The 20,402-nt window shown below is 72.9% G+C and carries 22 protein-coding genes; 15 read left to right on the top strand and 7 right to left on the bottom strand.

The genetic code is table 11. The features are described from left to right. The first annotated feature begins 1 nt into the window (after position 1). Entirely contained in the window at positions 2–769 is a 768-nt protein-coding gene (locus G5V58_RS12840) for a YebC/PmpR family DNA-binding transcriptional regulator (protein ID WP_165233213.1), read from the top strand. A 1-nt stretch (position 770) separates the two neighbouring features. On the opposite strand, the gene G5V58_RS12835 is transcribed toward G5V58_RS12840, so the two are convergent. Beyond that, positions 771–1,151 (bottom strand): GNAT family N-acetyltransferase, encoded by a 381-nt coding sequence (locus G5V58_RS12835; RefSeq protein ID WP_165233210.1) that lies wholly within the window; start codon positions 1,149–1,151, stop codon positions 771–773. 141 nt (positions 1,152–1,292) lie between these two features. Here G5V58_RS12835 and G5V58_RS12830 point away from each other — a divergent pair, with 141 nt between their 5' ends. Beyond that, the gene (locus G5V58_RS12830) at positions 1,293–1,913 is read left to right on the top strand and encodes a TetR/AcrR family transcriptional regulator (RefSeq protein WP_230487314.1); all 621 of its coding nucleotides are present in this window, start codon (positions 1,293–1,295) and stop codon (positions 1,911–1,913) included. Here the strand turns inward: G5V58_RS12830 and G5V58_RS12825 are convergent. Beyond that, a complete protein-coding gene (locus G5V58_RS12825; RefSeq protein WP_165233207.1) occupies positions 1,903–3,054 on the bottom strand; it encodes an SGNH/GDSL hydrolase family protein in 1,152 nt (383 codons plus the stop codon). The genes G5V58_RS12830 and G5V58_RS12825 overlap by 11 nt on opposite strands. Positions 3,055–3,137: 83 nt before the next feature. On the opposite strand from G5V58_RS12825, the gene ruvC reads away from it, so the two are divergent. The 10 genes from ruvC to G5V58_RS12775 all read left to right on the top strand — a co-directional run bounded on the left by ruvC (position 3,138) and on the right by G5V58_RS12775 (position 12,584). Then, complete coding sequence (gene ruvC / locus G5V58_RS12820; protein WP_165233205.1) at positions 3,138–3,671, top strand: crossover junction endodeoxyribonuclease RuvC; 534 nt, start codon at positions 3,138–3,140, stop codon at positions 3,669–3,671. Next, positions 3,668–4,267, top strand: coding sequence for a Holliday junction branch migration protein RuvA (gene ruvA / locus G5V58_RS12815; RefSeq protein WP_165233203.1), 600 nt, complete (start codon positions 3,668–3,670; stop codon positions 4,265–4,267). The genes ruvC and ruvA overlap by 4 nt, the downstream gene beginning before the upstream one ends. A 64-nt stretch (positions 4,268–4,331) precedes the next feature. Further along, complete coding sequence (gene ruvB / locus G5V58_RS12810) at positions 4,332–5,354, top strand: Holliday junction branch migration DNA helicase RuvB (protein ID WP_165233201.1); 1,023 nt, start codon at positions 4,332–4,334, stop codon at positions 5,352–5,354. 57 nt (positions 5,355–5,411) lie between these two features. Then, on the top strand, positions 5,412–5,717 hold the full coding sequence (yajC, locus tag G5V58_RS12805; protein ID WP_230487313.1) for a preprotein translocase subunit YajC: 306 nt from the start codon (positions 5,412–5,414) through the stop codon (positions 5,715–5,717). Position 5,718: 1 nt separating this feature from the next. After that, positions 5,719–7,641 carry a protein translocase subunit SecD gene (gene secD / locus G5V58_RS12800; protein WP_165233199.1) on the top strand — a complete coding sequence of 641 codons (1,923 nt, stop codon included), beginning with the start codon at positions 5,719–5,721 and terminating at the stop codon, positions 7,639–7,641. Continuing rightward, positions 7,641–8,885, top strand: a complete 1,245-nt coding sequence (gene secF / locus G5V58_RS12795) for a protein translocase subunit SecF (protein ID WP_165233197.1) — start codon at positions 7,641–7,643, stop codon at positions 8,883–8,885. Before secD ends, secF begins: the two co-directional genes overlap by 1 nt. Before the next feature lie 7 nt (positions 8,886–8,892). After that, positions 8,893–9,450 (top strand): adenine phosphoribosyltransferase, encoded by a 558-nt coding sequence (locus tag G5V58_RS12790; RefSeq protein ID WP_165233195.1) that lies wholly within the window; start codon positions 8,893–8,895, stop codon positions 9,448–9,450. Between the two features lie 205 nt (positions 9,451–9,655). Further along, entirely contained in the window at positions 9,656–11,890 is a 2,235-nt protein-coding gene (locus G5V58_RS12785) for a RelA/SpoT family protein (protein WP_165239049.1), read from the top strand. A 47-nt stretch (positions 11,891–11,937) separates the two neighbouring features. Then, the gene (locus G5V58_RS12780; RefSeq protein ID WP_165233192.1) at positions 11,938–12,276 is read left to right on the top strand and encodes a DMT family transporter; all 339 of its coding nucleotides are present in this window, start codon (positions 11,938–11,940) and stop codon (positions 12,274–12,276) included. Then, positions 12,273–12,584 (top strand): DMT family transporter, encoded by a 312-nt coding sequence (locus G5V58_RS12775; protein WP_165233189.1) that lies wholly within the window; start codon positions 12,273–12,275, stop codon positions 12,582–12,584. The genes G5V58_RS12780 and G5V58_RS12775 overlap by 4 nt, the downstream gene beginning before the upstream one ends. Here G5V58_RS12775 and G5V58_RS12770 read toward each other — a convergent pair. Genes G5V58_RS12770 through G5V58_RS12755 form a run of 4 tightly spaced genes read right to left on the bottom strand, consistent with a single transcriptional unit; the run spans position 12,581 to position 16,040 of the window. After that, complete coding sequence (locus tag G5V58_RS12770) at positions 12,581–12,982, bottom strand: universal stress protein (RefSeq protein ID WP_230487312.1); 402 nt, start codon at positions 12,980–12,982, stop codon at positions 12,581–12,583. The genes G5V58_RS12775 and G5V58_RS12770 overlap by 4 nt on opposite strands. After that, positions 12,983–14,512 (bottom strand): tripartite tricarboxylate transporter permease, encoded by a 1,530-nt coding sequence (locus G5V58_RS12765; RefSeq protein WP_165233186.1) that lies wholly within the window; start codon positions 14,510–14,512, stop codon positions 12,983–12,985. It lies immediately after the preceding gene. Next, positions 14,512–15,048, bottom strand: coding sequence for a tripartite tricarboxylate transporter TctB family protein (locus G5V58_RS12760; RefSeq protein ID WP_165233184.1), 537 nt, complete (start codon positions 15,046–15,048; stop codon positions 14,512–14,514). The genes G5V58_RS12765 and G5V58_RS12760 overlap by 1 nt, the downstream gene beginning before the upstream one ends. Continuing rightward, on the bottom strand, positions 15,045–16,040 hold the full coding sequence (locus G5V58_RS12755) for a Bug family tripartite tricarboxylate transporter substrate binding protein (RefSeq protein ID WP_165233182.1): 996 nt from the start codon (positions 16,038–16,040) through the stop codon (positions 15,045–15,047). The genes G5V58_RS12760 and G5V58_RS12755 overlap by 4 nt, the downstream gene beginning before the upstream one ends. Before the next feature lie 65 nt (positions 16,041–16,105). On the opposite strand from G5V58_RS12755, the gene G5V58_RS12750 reads away from it, so the two are divergent. Together G5V58_RS12750 and G5V58_RS12745 are read left to right on the top strand one after the other, a co-directional pair. After that, positions 16,106–17,680 (top strand): sensor histidine kinase, encoded by a 1,575-nt coding sequence (locus G5V58_RS12750; protein WP_230487311.1) that lies wholly within the window; start codon positions 16,106–16,108, stop codon positions 17,678–17,680. Continuing rightward, positions 17,677–18,384 carry a response regulator gene (locus G5V58_RS12745; protein ID WP_230487310.1) on the top strand — a complete coding sequence of 236 codons (708 nt, stop codon included), beginning with the start codon at positions 17,677–17,679 and terminating at the stop codon, positions 18,382–18,384. Before G5V58_RS12750 ends, G5V58_RS12745 begins: the two co-directional genes overlap by 4 nt. Positions 18,385–18,396: 12 nt before the next feature. Here the strand turns inward: G5V58_RS12745 and G5V58_RS12740 are convergent, their stop codons facing one another. Further along, positions 18,397–19,632, bottom strand: a complete 1,236-nt coding sequence (locus G5V58_RS12740; protein ID WP_165233176.1) for a DUF349 domain-containing protein — start codon at positions 19,630–19,632, stop codon at positions 18,397–18,399. Between the two features lie 93 nt (positions 19,633–19,725). Between G5V58_RS12740 and G5V58_RS12735 the strand changes: the two genes are divergently transcribed. After that, a complete protein-coding gene (locus G5V58_RS12735) occupies positions 19,726–20,400 on the top strand; it encodes an MBL fold metallo-hydrolase (protein WP_165233173.1) in 675 nt (224 codons plus the stop codon). Positions 20,401–20,402 lie beyond the last annotated feature (2 nt).

Here is a 20,402-nt window from a genome sequence, read left to right as displayed (position 1 = left end):
CATGTCCGGCCACTCCAAGTGGGCGACCACCAAGCACAAGAAGGCCGTCATCGACGCCCGGCGCGGCAAGATGTTCGCCAAGCTGATCAAGAACATCGAGGTCGCCGCCCGGATGGGCGGGGGAGACCCCGGCGGCAACCCGACGCTCTACGACGCGATCCAGAAGGCCAAGAAGTCCTCGGTCCCCAACGACAACATCGACCGCGCGGTCAAGCGCGGCTCCGGGGCCGAGTCGGGCGGCGCCGACTACACCACGATCATGTACGAGGGCTACGGGCCGTCGGGCGTGGCGATGCTCATCGAGTGCCTCACCGACAACAAGAACCGCGCCGCCATGGAGGTCCGCACCGCCATGACGCGCAACGGCGGCTCGCTGGCCGACCCGGGCTCGGTGTCGTTCCTGTTCAACCGCAAGGGCGTCGTCGTCGTGCCGGTCGACCAGGAGGGCAAGCAGGTCTCCGAGGACGACGTGCTCGAGGTGGTGCTCGACGCCGGCGCCGAGGACGTCAACGACCTGGGCGGCGAGGCCTTCGAGGTCGTCTCCGAGCCCACCGACCTGGTCGGCGTGCGCACGGCGCTGCAGTCGGCCGGGATCGACTACGACTCCGCCGAGGCGCAGTTCGTGCCCGACATGCAGGTCGAGCTGGACCGTGACGCCGCCGGCAAGATGTTCCGGCTCGTGGAGGCCCTCGAGGACCTCGACGACGTGCAGAACGTCTTCGCCAACTACGACGTCCCCGACCAGGTGATGGCCGAGCTCGACGCCTGAGTCAGGCGGTCCGCGGCACCGCGGCCGAGCGGGCCGCGAAGGTCCAGGTCGACGTCGGGCCGTCCAGGTCGCGCAGGGCGTCCGGCGCCGCCGCCGAGACCATCCGCGCGACCGCGCGGTTGCTGGTCGTCGCGAACACCTCGACGTCGGTGACGCCGTGGGCCAGCAGGTCCTCGGTCAGCGCCCGGGCCAGCGCGGTGCCCACCCCCAGCCGGTGGAACCGGTCGGCCACCACGAGAGCCAGTTCGGCGGTCGTGGCGTCGAGTCGGGCCCAGAGCCCGTGCCCGGCCAGCTCGCTCCCGGCGAAGGCCAGCAGGGCCCGGCCCCGGGGCGGCTCCACGAGCAGCGCGTCCAGGACCCGGCGCGAGGGTGGGCTGGCCACCCCCGTCTGGAACCGTGCGTACGCCGACTCCGCGCTCAGCCCGCTGAGCAGCCCGGCCAGCCGGACCCGGTCGGCGGGGCCGCCGGGGCGCAGGCGGAGGTCGGCTGGCGTAGTTATACGAACGATCGTACTATTTGTCTCGTGATCGAGTCCACAGTGCGTGACGGTCGAATCCGACGCGGCGACGAGACCAGGCGGCGGCTGCTGCGGCGGGCCGTGGACCTGGCGTCGGTCGAGGGTCTGGACGGGCTGACCATCGGTCGCCTGGCCCAGGAGCTCGAGCTCAGCAAGAGTGGCCTGTTCGCGCACTTCGGCTCCAAGGAGGAGCTCCAGCTGGCGACCGTCCGCGCCGCGCGCGCGATCTTCGGCCAGACGGTCGTGACCCCGGCGCTGGAGCGGCCCCCGGGGCTGGACCGGTTGCGGGCGCTGCTGGACGGCTGGCTGGCCTACTCGCGCGGTCGCGCGTTCCCCGGCGGCTGCTTCTTCGTCCGCGCCACCCACGAGTACGCCGCCCGGCCCGGCGCCGTCCGCGACGCGCTGGCCGAGGTGGACCGCGAGTGGCTGGCCCTGCTGGGGGCGAGCGCCGTCGAAGCCGGCGAGACCGGCGAGCTCGCCGTCGACGGCGACGGGGCGCAGCTCGCCTACGAGCTGGCGGCCTACCTCGACGCCGCCAACGTGCGCTCGCTGCTCGACGGCGACCTGGCCGCCTACGACCGGGCCGAGGCCGCGATCGGCACCCGGCTGAGGGCCCTCAGCCGCTGAGCGGACCACCCGGCCCGAAGGCGAGCGCGGCGAAGCGCTCGCCGATGAGCTCGTGCGCCTCGGGCGAGGGGTGCAGCGCGTCGGGCAGCGGGAGACGCTCGTGGTCGGGCTCGCCGTACAGCTCCAGCCCGTCGAGGTGGGCCAGCGCCGGGTCGCCGCGCTGGGCCACCACCTCGGCGAGCACCTCCCGGATCACCCGCAGGGTCAGCCGGCCCGTGGCCACGTCGGCCGGGTCGCCGAGCGCGAGGAAGCGCACCAGTCCCTGACCGAGGGCCTCGACGTCGAAGGTGCCCGGGCCAGGAGTGTCCTCGTGGATCGGGCAGAAGAGGGGCGAGACCAGGACCAGCGGGGTGTCCGGGTGGCCGTCGCGGATCGTGTCGAGGAAGCCGTGCACGGCCGGCGCGAAGGCTCGGCGCCGCATCGCGTCGTGGTTGACCACGTTGATGCCGAGCTTGACGCTCAGCGCGTCGGCGGGGGTGTCGCGGATCGCGCGGGCCGTGAACGGGTCGACCACCGCGCTGCCGGCCAGCCCCAGGTTCACCAGCTCCACGTCGGCGCGCCGCGCCGCCACCGCGGGCCAGGTCGTGCTCGGGCTCGCGGCGTTGGAGCCCTGGCTGATCGAGCTGCCGTGGTGGACCCAGGTGCGCCGGGTGACGGGCGCGGGAGAGACCAGAGCGTCGGTGCGCAGCGCGATGAGGTGCACGGTCTCGTTCCAAGGCAGCCAGAGCTCGACGAGCTTGTCGCGAGCCGGGAGCCCGACGAACCGTGCCGTGCCCGGCTCGCCACGGGTCAGCGTCTCCCGGCCGGTGGCGAAGTCGCCCTCCACCACGTCGCCGGACGGCTGGGTCGTCTGCGCCACCAGCTCGCCGTCGACCCGCAGGTCGTAGAAGCAGTCCGGGCGGGCCGGGATCCCGGCGTACGTCGTGACCGAGCGCAGGGTGTCGAGCTCCACCACGCTCGCCGTCGTGCGGAAGACCAGGCGCACGCCCGAGGGCTGGGACTGCGCGGACAGCAGCTGGGCGTCGCCGCCGGCCTGGCGCCGGGCGCGCTCCGGGAGGCGGTGCGGCAGCAGCCCGCGCTCGGTCCGCTCCAGCTCGAGCGCCCCGCGGACGAGGTCCGGCGTGATCGGCGTGGTCTGCACGCAATCACCAAACCAGAGCGTTAGCGTTCGTGCGAACACCTGTTCGGACCGACCCGGGCCGGACCCCGACCCAGGAGGGCCCCATGCGCGTGCTCGGCATCGACCCCGGCCTCACCCGGTGCGGGGTCGGGGTGGTCGAGGGCGAGGTCGGGCGGCCGCTGCGGCTGGTCGACGTCGGCGTGATCCGCACCAGCGCGGACCTGCCCATCCCGGAGCGGCTGGTCAGCATCGAGCGCGGGCTCGAGGCCTGGATCGAGGAGCACCGGCCCGACGTGGTGGCGGTGGAGCGGGTCTTCGCCCGCTCCGACGTGAGCACGGTGATGGGCACGGCCCAGGCCAGCGGGATCGCGATGGTCTGCGCGGCCCGGCGGGGGCTGCGGGTCGCCATGCACACCCCGAGCGAGGTCAAGGCCGCGGTCTCCGGCAACGGACGCGCCGACAAGGCGCAGGTCGGGCTGATGGTCACCCGCATCCTGCGCCTGGACAGCACCCCCAAGCCGGCCGACGCGGCGGACGCGCTGGCCCTGGCCATCACCCAGATCTGGCGCGGCGGCGCCCAGTCCAGGATCGAGGCCGCGGCGGCCAAGGCCGGCGTGCAGGCAGGAGTGACCCGGTGATCGCGTTCGTCAAGGGCCCGGTGGCCCAGGTGACCCTGTCCACGGCCGTGCTGGAGGTGGGCGGCGTCGGCCTCGAGCTGCTGTGCACGCCGGGCACGCTGGCCACGCTGCGCACCGGCCAGGTGGCCACGCTGCCGACGAGCATGGTGGTCCGCGAGGACTCGCTCACGCTGTTCGGCTTCCTCGACGAGGACGAGAAGGCCTGCTTCGAGCTCGTGCAGACCGCGAGCGGCGTCGGGCCCAAGCTGGCCCAGGCCATGCTGGCGGTCCTGAGCCCCGACGCGCTGCGCACTGCCGTCGGCACCGAGGACGTCAAGGCGCTCACCCGGGTCCCGGGCATCGGCCAGAAGGTGGCCCAGCGGATCATCCTCGAGCTCAAGGACCGGCTCGGGCCGGCCCTCGGCACGACCAGCACCCGCGGCCCGGTCGCCGCTGCGCAGACCTGGCGCGACCAGGTGCACCAGGGGCTCACCGGCCTCGGCTGGCCCGGCAAGGAGGCCGAGCGCGCGGTCGACTCCGTGGCCGACCAGGCCGGCGACAGCCCCGACGTCGGCGCGCTGCTGCGCGCGGCCCTCCAGACCCTGTCGCGCGCGTGATCACCGTGCACAGTGACCTGACGGCGCCCGCCTGTGACGGGCGCGGACGCGATCGGAGGCACCCGTGAACGACCTGACGGCGCCGGACGCCGAGGTCGACGAGCGGGCCATCGAGGCCGCGCTCCGGCCGCGCTCGCTCGACGAGGTCGTGGGCCAGCAGCGGGTCCGCGACCAGCTCGGGCTGGTCCTCGAGGCGGCCCGGCTGCGCGAGCGGGCGCCCGACCACGTGCTGCTCTCCGGCCCGCCCGGGCTGGGCAAGACCACGCTGGCCATGATCATCGCCGCCGAGGTCGGCGCGCCGCTGCGGCTCACCAGCGGCCCGGCGCTCACCCACGCCGGCGACCTGGCCGCGATCCTCTCGGGGATGAACGACGGCGACGTGCTCTTCGTCGACGAGATCCACCGGATGTCGCGGGCCGCGGAGGAGATGCTCTACCTGGCCATGGAGGACTTCCGGGTCGACGTGGTCATCGGCAAGGGGCCGGGCGCGACCGCGATCCCGCTCGAGCTGCCGCCGTTCACCCTGGTCGGCGCCACCACCCGGGCCGGGCTGCTGCCCGGGCCGCTGCGCGACCGGTTCGGCTTCACCGGCCACCTGGAGTTCTACGCCCCGCACGAGCTCGAGCGGATCGTGCACCGCTCGGCCGGGCTGCTCGACGTACCCACCACCGGTGAGGGCGCCGCCGAGATCGCCTCGCGCTCGCGGGGGACGCCGCGCATCGCCAACCGGCTGCTGCGCCGGGTCCGGGACTACGCCCAGGTGCGCGGCGACGGCACCGTGGGCCTGGAGGTGGCCCGCAAGGCGCTGGACCTCTACGAGGTCGACGAGCTGGGGCTGGACCGGCTCGACCGCGGGGTGCTCGACGTGCTGTGCCGCCGCTTCGGCGGCGGCCCCGTGGGCCTGTCCACCCTCGCGGTCGCCGTGGGCGAGGAGCGGGAGACCGTGGAGGAGGTGGCCGAGCCGTTCCTGGTCCGGCTGGGCTTCCTGGCCCGCACCCCGCGCGGGCGTGTCGCCACCCCGGCCGCCTGGGCCCACCTGGGCCTCACGCCCCCCAGCGCACCGGAGCCCGTGCTCTTCGAGGAGTGAGCGGGCGCGCCCCCGACGAATCGGCGTTGGGGGGCCTCCGCCGTACACTTCCCCCTCGTGCAAGACGTGACTCCGCTGCTGTTCCTCGTGGGGATAGCGCTCCTCTTCTGGCTGCTGCTCGTGCGGCCGCAGAGTCGACGCCAGCGGGAACTCGCGCACATGCAGTCCACGTTGGAGGTGGGGGACGAGGTGATGCTCACCTCGGGCGTCTACGGCACCGTCCGCGACCTCGACGACACGGTGGTGCACGTGGAGATCGCCACCGGCGTGACCATCAAGGTCGCCCGCGGTGCGGTCGGGCAGGTGGTCCGCGAGGACGGCCCCGCCCCGGACGCGACCCCTGAGGTCTCGGAGGAGAACTGAGATGGCACGCAAGACCGCTCGGCCCGGCCGCACCCTGGTGGTGTTCTTCCTCGGGCTGGCGATCGCCTTCGGCCTGGTGGCCCTGGCCGGCAGCTGGAAGCCCGAGCTCGGCCTCGACCTCCAGGGCGGCACGAGCATCCGGCTGACCCCCAAGGGCAGCCCGAGCACCGAGTCGCTCAACGAGGCCCGCAAGATCATCGACCAGCGCGTCAACGGCTCCGGCGTCGCCGAGGCCGAGGTGACGGTGCAGGGCAACCGCTTCATCGTCGTCGAGATCCCCGGCTCCAGCCGGCGCGACCTGGTCGACACCGTGAAGCGCCAGGCCCAGCTGCGCTTCCGCGTCGTGGCCTGCTCCGACTTCAACCCCGGCGCCTGTGGCGCCAGCGCGCCCGGGACCGGCGTCCAGGACCCGACCGCGCCCGAGACCAACGCCCCGGGCACCGGCGTGACCGCGCCGGGCTCGCCCACCCCGGGTGACAGCGCGGCCCCGAGCGGCGCCCCCTCCGACGCCGTTCCCTCCGACGGCGCGCCGTCCGAGGCGCCCACCCCGTCGGGCACCGCACAGCGCGCCCCGGCCCACTACGCCGCGGCCGACACCACCGACTCGCCCTCGGCCGACCCGAGCGACAGCGCCTCGCCCAGTGACAGCGCGTCCGCGGACCCCTCGAGCGGCCCCTCCTCCGGAGCCAGCCCGAGCGACAGCGCGACCGCGCCCAGCGACGGCCCCACGCCGACCGGCACGCCGGCCACGCCGGCGCCGACCGGTGGCGACACCGTCGACGACCCGCTGACCTGGATCGACGCGCCCAACCAGGAGGCGGTCGACGCCTACAACGCGTTCACCTGCCCCCAGGACGGCACCCCGGCCAACGTCGAGGACGACCCGAAGAAGCCGCTGGTCACCTGTGAGTGGGACGCCGACACCGGCGTCGCCACCAAATACCTCCTCTCCGCGGCCATGATCGAGGGCACCGAGCTCGACGGGGCCGACGCCGTGATCCCGCAGAACGAGGTCAACTACGTCGTCAGCCTCGACTTCAACGGCAGCGGCACCAAGAAGTTCACCGAGATCTCCAAGGCCCTGGTCGGCACCGAGAAGCAGTTCGCGATCGTCCTCGACGGTCAGGTCATCTCCGCGCCGACCATGGACGGGCTCATCACCAACGGCCAGGCGCAGATCTCCGGCAACTTCACCCAGGCCAGCGCCCAGTCGCTGGCCACCAGCCTGAAGTTCGGCGCCCTGCCGGTCTCGTTCTCCGACTTCAGCGTCGAGACCGTGGGCCCGTCGCTGGCCGGCGACCAGCTGAGCGCGGGCATCACCGCGGGCATCGTCGGGCTGATCCTGGTGATGATCTACTGCCTGATCTACTACCGCGGGTTGGGCATCGTGGTGGTCTCCTCGCTGCTCGTGGCCGGTGCGGCGACGTACGCCCTGGTCCTGCTGCTGTCCAAGACCGCGAACTTCACGCTCACGCTGCCCGGCATCGCCGGTCTGATCGTGGCGGTCGGCATCACCGCGGACTCCTTCATCGTCTACTTCGAGCGCATCCGCGACGAGATGCGCGACGGCAAGTCGATGCGGGTGGCGGTGGAGGCCGGCTGGATCCGCGCCCGGGCCACGGCCCTGGCCGCCGACGCGGTGTCGCTGCTGGCCGCGGTGGTGCTCTACATCTTCGCGGCCGGCGTGGTCCGGGGCTTCGCGTTCGCCCTCGGACTCTCGACCATCATCGACCTCGCGGTGTTCTTCTGGTTCACCAAGCCGCTGGTCTCGGTGCTGGCGCGCTACCGGTTCTTCAACGGCGGCGGCAAGCTGTCCGGGCTCAGCGCCGAGACGCTGGGCGTGGACCAGATCGCCGCCGACCGACCCAAGGTGGCGCCCGCCACCCGCTCGACGACCCGCCGGGTCGAGGGAGGCACGCTCTGATGGGCAAGGTCAGCCGGCTCGGCAACAGCCTCTACACCGGGGAGCGCTCGATCGACTTCGTCGGTCGCAAGTGGCTCTGGTACGCCATCTCCGGGCTCATCGTCGCCCTGGCCGTCCTCGGCCTCGGGGTCAAGGGCCTCAACTACGGCATCGAGTTCACCGGCGGCACGCAGTACAAGGTGACCATCGACTCCGGTGCGACCCAGAAGGACGCCGACGACGTGCGCGAGGCGGTCGGCAACCTCGGCATCCAGAACGCCGACGCGCCGGTGGTGTCGACCTCGGGCAACAACTCGGTGCTCATCCAGACCGAGGAGCTCACCGACGAGGAGAGCACCGAGGTCAACCAGGCCATCATCGACACCCTCGGGGTGACCCAGCAGGACATCTCCCAGGACCAGATCGGCGCCAGCTGGGGCGACGAGGTCAAGAACCGCGCCATCCTCGGCCTGGTCGTCTTCCTGGTCCTGGTGATGCTGTTCATCTGGGCCTACTTCCGCGAGTGGAAGATGTCGGTGGCCGGCATCGTCGCGCTGGCCCACGACGTGATCATCACCGTCGGGGTCTACGCGCTGTCCGGTTTCGAGGTGACACCGGCGACCGTCACCGGTCTGCTCACCATCCTCGGCTTCTCGCTCTACGACACCGTCGTGGTCTTCGACAAGATCCGCGAGAACACCAAGAACCTGCGCTCCAGCCGCACGACGTACGCCCGGGCGGCCAACCTCGCGGTCAACCAGACCCTGGTCCGCTCGATCAACACCTCGGTGGTCGCACTGATCCCGGTCGGGGCGATCCTCTACGTCTCCGCCGTCCAGCTGGGTGCGAGCTCGCTCAAGGACCTCGCGCTGGCGCTGTTCGTCGGCATGGCGGCCGGTGCCTACTCCTCGATCTTCATCGCCACCCCGCTGCTGGTGCACCTGAAGTCCGGTGAGTCCGAGGTGCTGCTGGCCGAGCGTCGCCAGAAGGCCCGCGACAAGCGGACCGTCGACCCGTACGCCGCGGTGCCGGTCTTCACCGACGACATGGCCGTCGAGGACGACCCGGACGCCCGGCGCGAGCGCGGCGGCGTGCTGGTCGACGACGACGACTACGACGAGGACGACCGTGCGACGCGGCCGTCCGCCGACCCGGAGGCGATGGGTCGCGGACGCACCGTCCCGACCTCCCAGCGTCCCGTCGGCCGCAGCTCGTCGTCGGGGCGGCAGCAGCCGACCCGGGCGCCGAAGTCCAAGCGCAAGTAGCCGCCCGGTGACCCGTCCGGAGACCGAGGCCGCGGCGCGCGAGGCGCTGGAGCGGTTCATCGTCGACGTGCCGGACTTCCCCGAGCCGGGCGTCGTCTTCAAGGACATCACGCCGCTGCTGGCCGACCACACGGCGTTCGCGACCGTCGTCGAGGCGCTGGCCGACGCCGGCCGCGACGCCTCGGGCGCGACGGTCGTGGACAAGGTCGTCGGCATGGAGGCCCGTGGCTTCATCCTGGCCGCACCGGTGGCGCTCGCGCTGGGCGCCGGGTTCGTGCCGGTGCGCAAGGCCGGCAAGCTCCCGCGCGCGGCGTACGCGGTCTCCTACGCGTTGGAGTACGCCGAGGCGACGCTCGAGCTGCACGAGGACGCCGTCGCGCCGGGGGAGCGCGTGCTGCTCGTCGACGACGTGCTGGCCACCGGCGGCACCGTCGCGGCCACCCGGGAGCTGGTCGAGCGCGGGGGCGGGACCGCCGTGGCCGTGGCCGTGCTCATGGAGCTGAGCTTCCTGCCCGGGCGCGAGGCGATCGGCGACCTGCCGCTGCACAGCCTGCTCACGGTCTAGCGCGCGTAGGCTGGACCGGTGACCGAGGAGCGCACCGAGGAGCGCGTGGCCGCCGACGAGCAGCCCGCCCCGCCCGCGCCCCCCGGCGCCACCTGCGGAGCCGGCCAAGCCCGCCGAGCGGGTCCGGGTGCGCCGCAACGCCGCGCGCGCCGAGGAGCGCGGGGCCGGCGCCGCCGCCAGCCCGGGCCCGGCGACGACCCGGTCGATGCGTGCGCGCCTGGCCCGCGTGGCCACCCGCAGCCAGCCCGGGAACCCGGTCCTCGAGCCGCTGTTCCGCTCAGTGCGGGCCACCCACCCCAAGGCCGACCTGGCCCTGCTGGAGCGCGCGTACACCACCGCCGCCGAGATGCACGGCACCCAGATGCGCAAGAGTGGCGACCCCTACATCACCCACCCGCTCGCGGTGACCACCATCCTGGCCGACATCGGCATGACCGAGCCGACCCTCGTGGCCGCGCTGCTGCACGACACGGTCGAGGACACGCCGTACACCCTCGAGCAGGTCAAGGCCGACTTCGGCGACGAGGTCGCCCAGCTCGTCGACGGCGTGACCAAGCTCGACAAGGTCAAGTACGGCGACTCGGCGCAGGCCGAGACCATCCGCAAGATGATCGTCGCGATGTCGCGCGACATCCGCGTGCTGGTCATCAAGCTGGCCGACCGGCTGCACAACATGCGGACCCTGCGCTACGTGCGGCAGGAGACCCAGGAGCGGGTCGCCCGCGAGACCCTCGACATCTACGCCCCGCTGGCCCACCGGCTCGGCATGAACACCATCAAGTGGGAGCTCGAGGACCTCGCGTTCGCGACCCTGCACCCCAAGATCTACGACGAGATCGTGCGGATGGTGGCCGAGCGCGCGCCCTCGCGCGACCAGTTCCTGGCCGAGGTGATCACCGGGGTCGAGAAGGACCTGCGCGAGGCCAAGATCAAGGCCACCGTCACCGGCCGGCCCAAGCACTACTACTCGATCTACCAGAAGATGATCGTCGGCGGGCGCGAGTTCTCCGACATCTACGACCTGGTCGGCATCCGCATCCTGGTCGCGGACGACCGCGACTGCTACTCGGTCCTCGGCGTGCTGCACTCGCGCTGGAACCCGGTGCTCAACCGGTTCAAGGACTACGTCGCGATGCCGAAGTTCAACATGTACCAGTCGCTGCACACCACGGTGATCGGCCCGCAGGGCAAGCCGGTGGAGATGCAGATCCGCACCTTCGCGATGCACCGCCGCGCGGAGTACGGCGTCGCGGCGCACTGGAAGTACAAGGAGGACGGCCGCGCCGGCCTCGACACCGAGAAGCTCGGCGACCTCGACGACATCAACTGGGTCCGCCAGCTCATGGACTGGCAGAGCGAGGTCGAGGACCCGGGCGAGTTCCTGGAGTCGCTGCGCTTCGAGATCAACCGGGCCGAGGTCTACGTCTTCACCCCGCGCGGCGACGTGCAGGCGCTGCCGATGGGCTCGACGCCCGTCGACTTCGCCTACGCCGTGCACACCGAGGTCGGCCACCACACCATCGGCGCGCGCGTGAACGGCCGGCTCGTCCCGCTGGAGTCCACGCTCGAGAACGGCGACGTGGTCGAGGTCTTCACCTCCAAGGCGGCCAACGCCGGGCCTTCGCGCGACTGGCTGACCTTCGTCAAGTCCCCGCGGGCGCGCTCCAAGATCCGCCAGTGGTTCACCAAGGAGCGCCGCGAGGAGGCCATCGAGCGCGGCAAGGAGCAGATCGCCAAGCTGATGCGCAAGGAGGGGCTGCCCCTCAAGCGGCTGATGTCGCACGAGTCGCTCACCCTGGCCGCGGCGCACTTCAACATCGCCGACGTCACCGCGCTGTACGCCGCCGTCGGTGAGGGCAACCTCTCCGCACAGGCGGTCGTGCGCCGGGTCATCGAGGAGCACGGCGGCACGGACGCGGCCGCCGAGGACCTCGCCGAGGCCGTCACGATCACCGGCCGCCGCGGCCGCGGCAAGACCACCAGCGGCGGCGGCGACGCCGGCGTCATCGTCAAGGGCGCGCCCGACGTCTGGGTCAAGCTGGCCAAGTGCTGCACCCCGGTGCCGCCCGACGACATCCTCGGCTTCGTCACCAAGGGCGGCGGTGTCTCGGTCCACCGCACCGACTGCACCAACGCCGGCGAGCTGCGCACCCACCCCGAGAAGCTCCTCGAGGTCGAGTGGGCGCCCACCGGCCAGTCGACGTTCCTGGTCAACATCCAGGTCGAGGCCCTGGACCGGGCCCGCCTGCTCGCCGACATCACCATGGTGCTGTCCGACGCGCACGTGAACATCCTCAGCGCCAACCTCTCCACCACCCGCAACCGCGTGGCCAAGAGCCGCTTCACCTTCGAGATGGCCGAGGCCAAGCACCTCGACAACGTGATCAAGGCGGTCAGGGGAGTCCCGGGCGTCTTCGACGCCTATCGCGTCACGGGCTGATCGGCCCGAGCTCCGCTCCGCCGAGCGGGGTGGTCCAGACTGTGCCGGTGCGTGATCGGTGGGCCGTGCTGGCGATCGCCATCGTCACCGAGGTCACCGGCACGCTGGCGTTGCGGGGCGCGGTCGACCGCCCGTGGCTGTACGCCGTGACCGCGGTCGGGTACGTCGTGTCGTTCGCCGCGCTGGTCCGGCTGCTCAAGGCGGGGGCGGCGCTGGGCGTGGTCTACGGGATCTGGAGCGGGCTGGGGGTGGCGCTGACGGCGGGGTTGTCGGCGTGGCTGTTCGACGAGGCGTTCAGTGGGCTCATGGTGCTCGGCCTGGTGCTGATCGTCGGCGGGGTGCTGCTCATCGAGGCCGGGTCGCACCCGCCCGAGGAGCTCTCGTGAGCTGGGTCTACCTCATCGGCGCGATCCTCACCGAGGTCGCGGGCACGCTCTCGCTGCGGGTCGCGGCGGGCGGTCGCCGGGGGTGGTACGTCGTGGTGGTGGGCGGGTACGTCGTGTCCTTCGTCCTGCTCGCGGCGGCGCTGCAGGAGGGCCTCGGGATCGGGGTGGCCTACGGCATCTGGACCGCGCTGGGCGTCGCGCTCACCGCGGTGCTGAGCAACGCGCTGTTCGGCGAGCCGCTGACCCGGACGATGGTGCTGGGGATGGGCCTCGTCGTGGTCGGCGTGGCCCTGCTGGAGTTGGGCTAGGGCGTCGAGCCCGGCTTCACGCACAGCACCGGGCAGTCGGCGTGCAGGAGCACGCGCTGGGCCACCGAGCCCATGAGCAGCTTGCCGACCGGGGTGCGGCGGCGCAGGCCGAGCACGACGAGGGAGGCGGGGAGCTCGGCGGCCACGTCCACGAGCTGCTCGGCCACGTCGGGGGCGACGCCCTGGCGGACCTCGTGCTCCAGGCCGGAGGCGGTCAGCCGCTCCTCGAGGGCGGCGATCGCGTCGCTGCCGGCGTAGCGGTCGTCGACGTAGGAGTCGCCCTTGGTGCCGTTGACCACGACCACGCCGTGCCCGTGGTCGCGGGCCTCGGCCAGCGCGAAGTCGAGGGCGACGTCGCCGTACTCGTCGGGCGTCCAGCCCACCACCACCCAGCCCACTCAGACCAGCTCCTTCTCTCGCTCGACGGCACCCGGGGTCCCGGGGCCGCGGGGACCGCGCAGCCGGCGCAGCAGCGGCGGCCCGACCAGGGCCAGGACGATGACGACGTAGACCACGACCGCGAGCGGCTCGCTCCACAGTGCGGACGGCGAGCCGTCGGAGATGGTCAGCGCCTCGCGCAGCTTGGTCTCCATGAGCGGGCCGAGGATGACGCCGAGGATGAGCGGCAGCACGGGGAGCCCGAAGCGGCGCATGGCCAGCCCGAGCAGGCCGAAGACCAGCAGCAGGAAGACGTCGAAGGCGTCCTGGTTGGTGGCGTAGGCGCCGAGGGTGGCGAAGAACAGGATCCCGGCGTACAGCTGGGGCCGCGGGATCCGCAGCAGCCGTGCCCACACCGGCGCCAGCGGCAGGTTGATGACCAGCAGGAGCGTGTTGCCGATGAGCAGGCTGGCCAGCAGCGTCCACACCAGGTCCGGCTGGTCCTCCATCAGCTGCGGGCCGGGCGTGATGCCGTAGCCCTGGAGCGCGGCCAGCATGACCGCGGCCGTGGCGGTGACGGGCAGGCCGAGCGCGAGCAGCGGGACCATGGTGCCCGCGGCCGATGCGTTGTTGGCCGCCTCCGGGCCGGCCACGCCCTCGATCGCGCCCTCGCCGAACTCCTCGGGGTGCTTGGTCAGCTTCTTCTCGGCCAGGTAGGACAGGAACGTCGGGGTCTCCGCGCCGCCGGCCGGGATCGCGCCGAACGGGAAGCCCAGCGCGGTGCCGCGCAGCCACGGGCCCCACGAGCGCCGCCAGTCCTCGCGACCCAGGAACGGCTGGCCGACCGGGGTGATCCGCAGCGGCGCCCGGCGCAGGTGGGCCGCGACCCACAGCGTCTCGCCGAGGGCGAAGATGCCGACCGCGACGACGACCACGCTGAGCGGGTCGGCCAGCTGGGTGGTGCCGAAGGCCAGGCGCGGCTGGCCGGTGTTGAGGTCCAGGCCGACCAGCCCGATGAGCAGGCCGAGGAAGAGCGAGATGAAGCCGCGCAGCTTGCTCGAGCCGAGCACGGCGGTGACCAGGACCAGCGACATCACGGTGATCGCGACGTACGACGGGGCGCCGATGTCGACCGCGACCGAGGCCAGCGCCGGGGCGAAGAGCACCACGCCGAGCGTGCCGATGGTGCCGGCGATGAAGGAGCCGATGGCCGCGGTGGCCAGCGCCTGCGCTGCTCTGCCCTTCTTGGCCATCTTGTTGCCCTCGATGGCCGTCATCACCGAGGCGGACTCGCCCGGTGTGTTGAGCAGGATCGAGGTCGTCGAGCCGCCGTACATGCCGCCGTAGTAGATGCCGGCGAACATGATGAAGGCCTGGGTCGGCTCGAGTCCCGCGGTGACCGGCAGCAGCAGCGCCACGGCCATGGCGGGGCCGATGCCCGGCAGGACCCCGACGAAGGTGCCGAGCAGGACGCCGAGCGCGGCGTAGAGCAGGTTCTCCGGCGAGAGGGCGTGCAGCAGGCCGTCGCCGAGCAGGGAGAGGTTGTCCATCAGAGGATCCCGTCCAGGATGCCGGGGGAGAGCGGGATGCCGAGGCCGACGAAGAAGCCGTACCAGCTCAGCACCGAGAGGACCGTGCCGACCAGGACGTCACGCACCAGCGTGGTGGAGCCGAGCGACCACGCGGCGCCGGCGAAGAGCAGCGCCCCGGAGACGGCCCAGCCGAGCAGGCCCAGGGTGGCGATGGTGAAGACCAGGACGCCGACCAGCTTGGCCACGGTGACCCAGTCGGACGGCTGGTCGAGGTCGACGTCCTCGCCGGCCTCGGCCTCGGGCCGGTCGCCGCGGAGGGCGGCCAGGGCCAGCAGGACCGAGAGGACGACCAGGACGCTGCCGACGACGTAGGGGAAGACGCGCGGCCCGACCGGGTCGGCGAACCCGACGTTGAGGGTGGTCGCGTCGTGGACGGTGTAGGCGCCGGCCAGCAGCAGCACCGCGGCCAGGCCGAGCTGGGCGCGGTCCGGTCTGCGCTCGGCGGGTGCGGTGGTGCGGCCGGTGTCAGGGGTGGGTGTCCGGGTCTCGGTCACAGCAGACCGACCTCCTTGAGGGTGTTCTCCACGCGGGCGTCCTGCTCCTCGAGGAACTGGCCGTACTCGTCGCCGGTGACGAAGGCGTCGATCCAGCCGTTGGTCTCCAGGGCCTTCTTCCACTGCTCGCTGTCGTGCATCTCGGTGAGGAACTCCACGAGTTGCGCGCGGCGCTCGTCGGAGAGGTCCGGCGGGGCCAGGACGCCGCGCCAGTTGGCGAAGGTCAGGTCGACACCCGCCTCGGTCAGGGTCGGCACGTCGGCCGCGGTGCCGGTCATCCGCTCGGCGCCGGAGACCGCGAGCACGCGCAGGTCGCCGGCCTCGATCTGGCCCTCGAACTCGCCGAGGCCGGAGAAGCCGACCTGGATCTTGCGGCCGAGCAGCGCGCTGGTCAGCGGCCCACCGCCGTCGTAGGGCACGTAGAGGACGTCGGTCGGGTCGACGCCGACGGTGGAGGCGAGCTGCATCGGGAATAGGTGGTCCGGGCCGCCCGGGCTGGAGCCGCCGCCGACGACGACCTTGCGCGGGTCGGCCTTCCAGGCGGTGACCAGCTGGTCGATGTCCTGGAACGGCGAGTCCGCCGGGACCAGCACGCCCTCCTGGTCCTCGATGAGCTGGGCGATGGGGGTGGTGTCGGTGACCTTGTAGCGCAGCCCGAAGGAGTACGCCGAGCCGACCACGCCGAGGCCCATCGTCATCATCGTGTGGGTGTCGCCCGAGGCGCCCATGAGCCGGGTCAGGGCGACCGAGCCGCCCGCGCCGAGGATGTTGGTGACCTCGAAGGAGCCACCGGTGATGTCGCGGGCCTCCATCACGCCGACCGCGGCCCGCCCGGTCTGGTCGTAGCCTCCACCGGGGGAGTTCGGGATCCACATGGAGAGGTCCTTGTTGCGGTCGGCGTCCCGCGTCACGCCGCAGCCGGAGGCCGCGGTGGCCACGCCGAGCCCCAGGACGCCCGCGAGGAGCGAGCGCCGGGAGAGATCGGTGATCATGTGGTGACCGTCTCAGGGCGGTGTGGTGCCCGTCACTGTTGCGGAGGCAAGGGAGGTTGTGGACATTGCGGTCACGCAAGCGCGCCCGGCTCTCCCTCGCCTCGCAGTTCCTGGTCCTCCAGGTGGCGGTGCTCTGCGTCGTCGTGGCCGTCACCGGCGTGGTGTCCTTCCGCCAGAGCGAGGCCGACTTCAGCCAGAGCCGGGGCGCCCGACTGCGGGCCGCGGCCGAGGCGCTGGCCGGGACCGAGGCGGTCCAGGACGAGCTGGCCGCGCCGCGCTCGCGCACGGCGCTGTCCTTCTACGCCCAGCAGCGCGCGGACACCGTGGGCGCGACCGCGGTCTACCTGGCCGACGCCGAGGGGGTGGTCTTCGCCTCGACCGACCCCTCGACGTACGACCAGCGGGTGGACCTCGGGCCGGGGACGGTCCTGGACGGGCGGAGCTGGACCGGTGACATCAGCGACCGGGGCGACCGGGCCATCGCGGCCGAGGTGCCGGTCTACAGCAACGACGCGCCGGTGCGGCTGGTCGGGGTCGCGGTGGTGACCGAGGACTACCCCCCGTTCACCGACCGGCTCCGGCAGGCGCTGGACGACATGGCGGTCTTCCTCGGCCTCGGCCTGCTGCTCGGCGTCGTCGGCTCGTGGCTGCTGGCCCGGCTGATCAAGCGGCGCACCCGCGGGCTCGAGCCGGCCGAGATCGCCGCGCTGGCCGACCAGCGCGAGGCGCTGCTCACCTCGATCCGCGAGGGCGTGGTCGCCGTCGACGGCGCCGGCACGGTCACGGTCAGCAGCGCCACCGCCCAGGACCTGCTCGGGCTGCCGGCCGACGCGGTGGGTCGCCGCCTCGACGACCTCGGGCTGCCGGAGCCGGTGCACGGTCTGCTCGCCGGCACCGACGAGGTGCACGACGCGGTGGTCGTCGTGGGCGGCCGGGCCGTGGTGGTCAACCGCAACCCCGTGGCGGGCGCCGGCGGGACCGTCACCACCCTGCGCGACCGCACCGAGCTGCTGGCCCTGGAGAGCGAGCTCCAGGTCCGCCGCAGCGTCACCGACACCCTGCGGGCGCAGACCCACGAGTTCAGCAACCAGCTGCACACGATCTCCGGGCTGGTGCAGCTCGAGGAGTACGACGAGGTCGGCCGGCTCATCGGCACCCTGAGCCGGCGCCGCGCGGCGATCAGTGACGAGGTGACCGCGAAGGTGGAGGATCCGGCCGTGGCCGCGCTGCTCATCGCCAAGACCAGCCTCGCCGCCGAGCGCCGGGTCGACCTCGACCTGGCCCCGGACACCGCCCTGCCGCGCGTCGACGCCGACCTGTCCGCCGACCTGGTCACCGTGGTCGGCAACCTGGTCGACAACGCCGTCGACGCGGCCGGCGCCGACGGCCGCGTGGTGCTCGGGCTGCGCCTGGTCGGCGACGAGGTGGTCCTCGACGTGGCGGACTCCGGTCCCGGCGTACCCCCCGAGCGTGAGGCGGAGATCTTCCACCGCGGCTTCAGCACCAAGCCGGCCGACGCCGCCGGCCGCGGCGTGGGGCTGGCCCTGGTGCAGGTGGTCTGCGCGCGGCGCGGCGGCTCGGTCGCTGTCGGTCGCGCCCCGGACGGGGGCGCGGTGTTCACCGCGGTGCTGCGCTCGTGAACGCGCCCGACGCCTCCGCCGAAGCCTCCGGCGACGAGGAGCTCACCGTCCTCGTCGTCGACGACGACTTCATGGTCGCCTCCATCCACACCCGCTTCGTGGACCGGATCGACGGCTTCCGGGTCGTGGGCCAGGCCGCCACGGGGGAGGCCGCGCTGGCCGAGGTGGCCCGCCTCGACCCCGACCTGGTGCTGCTCGACGTGCACCTGCCCGACCTCTCGGGCATCGACGTGCTGCGCCGGCTGCGCGCCGACGGCCACGACGTGGGCGTGGTCATGGTCACCGCCGCCCGCGAGGCCGACACGGTCCGCGCCGCCGCGGCCGCCGGCGCCGCGCAGTACCTCGTCAAGCCCTTCGAGTTCGACGACCTGGCCCAGCGGCTCGCGGCGTACCGCCAGGCCGAGCTGGCCCTGCGCCGGCTCGACACCCCCGACCAGGAGGGCATCGACGCGGTCTTCGCCCCTCGGGCCCGCGTCCGCCAGCCCCTGCCCAAGGGACTCTCGGCCGAGACGGCCCGCCTGGTCGAGGACGCCCTGCGTGCCGCCGACGGCGACCTGTCGGCCGCCGAGGCCGCCGAGCGCGTCGGCCTGTCCCGGGTCTCCGCGCGGCGCTACCTCGAGCACTTCGTGGACCGGGGCAGCGCCACCGTGCGCCTGCGCTACGGCAGCGCCGGTCGGCCCGAGCGCCGCTACGCGCCCGTCTGAGGCAGCGAAGCCTCAGCTGTAGTCGGCGGAGACCTTGCGGGCCATGTCCAGGAAGGACTGGCGCGAGGCGAGGTTCTCCTCGAGCTCGCGCACCTTCTTGTCGTTGCCGGCCGCGCGGGCCTTGTCCAGGTCGGCCTGCACCTGGGCGATGGCGGACTCGAGCTGGGCCACCATGCCGTCGGCGCGGGCGGACTTCTCCGGGTCGGACTTGCGCCACTGCTCGTCCTCGAGCTGGCGCACGGCCTGCTCGACGGCGCGCATCCGGCCCTCGAGCTCCTTGATCCGGTCGCGCGGGACCTTGCCGGCGGCCTCCCACTTCTCGCCGAGGTCGCGCAGCGCCTTCTTGGCGGCCTCGAGGTCGGTGACCGGGACCAGGGCCTCGGCCTCGACCAGGAGGCGCTCCTTGACCTCGGCGTTGGCGGCGTACTCCGCGTCGAGGGCGGCGTTGGTCTCGTCGCGGGCGCCGAAGAAGTGGTCCTGGGCGGCCCGGAACCGGCGCCAGAGCTCCTCGTCGACGTCGCGCGGGGCGGGGCCGGCGGCCTTCCACTGGCGCATCAGGTCGCGGTAGCGCCCGGCGGTCGGACCCCACTCGGTGGAGCCGGAGATCGCCTCGGCCTCCTTGACCAGCCGCTCCTTGACCGAGCGGGCGGCGTCGCGCTTCTCGCTCTGCTCGGAGAAGTGCGCCTTGCGCCGGCGGGTGTAGGCCGTGCGCGCGCTGCTGAAGCGCCGCCACAGGGCGTCGTCCGAGGCGCGGTCGATGCGGGGGAGCGCCTTCCACTCGTCGAGCAGCGACCGCAGCCGGTTGGCGCCGGCGCGCCAGTCGCTGCCCTCGGCGATCTTCTCGGCCTCGCCGACGAGCCTCTCCTTGGCCTGCTTGGCCTCGGCCGACTTCTGGGCGCGCTCGGCCTTGCGGCTCTCGCGCTGCTCCTCGATGACCGGGGCCAGCGCGTCGAGGCGGGCCGACAGCGAGGCCAGGTCGCCGACCGCGTTGGCGTCGGTCACCTGGGCGCGCACCGTCTTGACCGACTCGGTGGCCTCCTCGGGCGACATCACGCCGGTGCGCACGCGGCGCTCGAGCAGCTCGACCTCGAAGGCGAGGGCCGCGAAGCGCTCGGTGAAGAAGGCCAACGCCTCGTCCGGGGTGCCCGCGGGGTACTGCCCGACCGAGCGCTCGCCGTCGGCGGTGCGGACGAAGACGTTGCCGTCCTCGTCGACGCGACCCCACTCGTGGACCGACCCCTGGCTCATCACTGCCGCATGGTAGTCAACGCCGTCGACGTGACCACCGCCCGGCCGCGAACCGATGCCAACCTGTTGCCTGCCCACCGATAGGGTTGACCGGTGCTGATCGCCGCCTTCCCCGCGGGTCCGTGGGGGACCAACTGCTACGTCGTGGCGACGGCTCCCGGCTCGGAGTGCGTGGTCATCGACCCGGGCATGGAGGCCACCGACGGCGTCGCGCGGGTGGTCGAGGAGCACCGGCTCAAGCCGGTCAGCGTGCTGGTCACCCACGGCCACGTCGACCACATGTTCTGCGTCGCGCCGGTCGCCGGCGGCTACGACGCGACCGCCTGGGTCCACCCCGACGACCGGCACCTGCTCTCCGACCCGCTCTCGGGCATGTCGCCGGAGACCGCTCGGATGATGCTGGGCGGCGACTACTCGTGGGAGGAGCCCGACGACGTCCGCGAGCTCGACGACCTCCAGGAGCTCGAGCTGGCCGGGGTGCGCTTCGTGGTCGACCACACGCCGGGCCACACCCGCGGGTCGGTGACCTTCCGCTCGCCGTACCCCGACCTGGACGACGTCTCCGAGGTCATGTTCGCGGGCGACCTGCTCTTCGCCGGCTCGATCGGGCGCACCGACCTGCCCGGTGGCGACCACCCGGCCATGCTGCGCAGCCTGGCCACCAAGGTGCTGCCGCTGGCCGACGACGTGGTGGTCCTGCCCGGACACGGCGAGCAGACCACCATCGGGCGCGAGCGGGCCACCAACCCCTTCCTGCAGGACCTCTGAGC

Source organism: Nocardioides anomalus (genome assembly GCF_011046535.1).
GTDB classification, from domain to species: Bacteria; Actinomycetota; Actinomycetes; order Propionibacteriales; family Nocardioidaceae; genus Nocardioides; species Nocardioides anomalus.
This window is presented reverse-complemented; position numbering and strand designations above follow the sequence as displayed.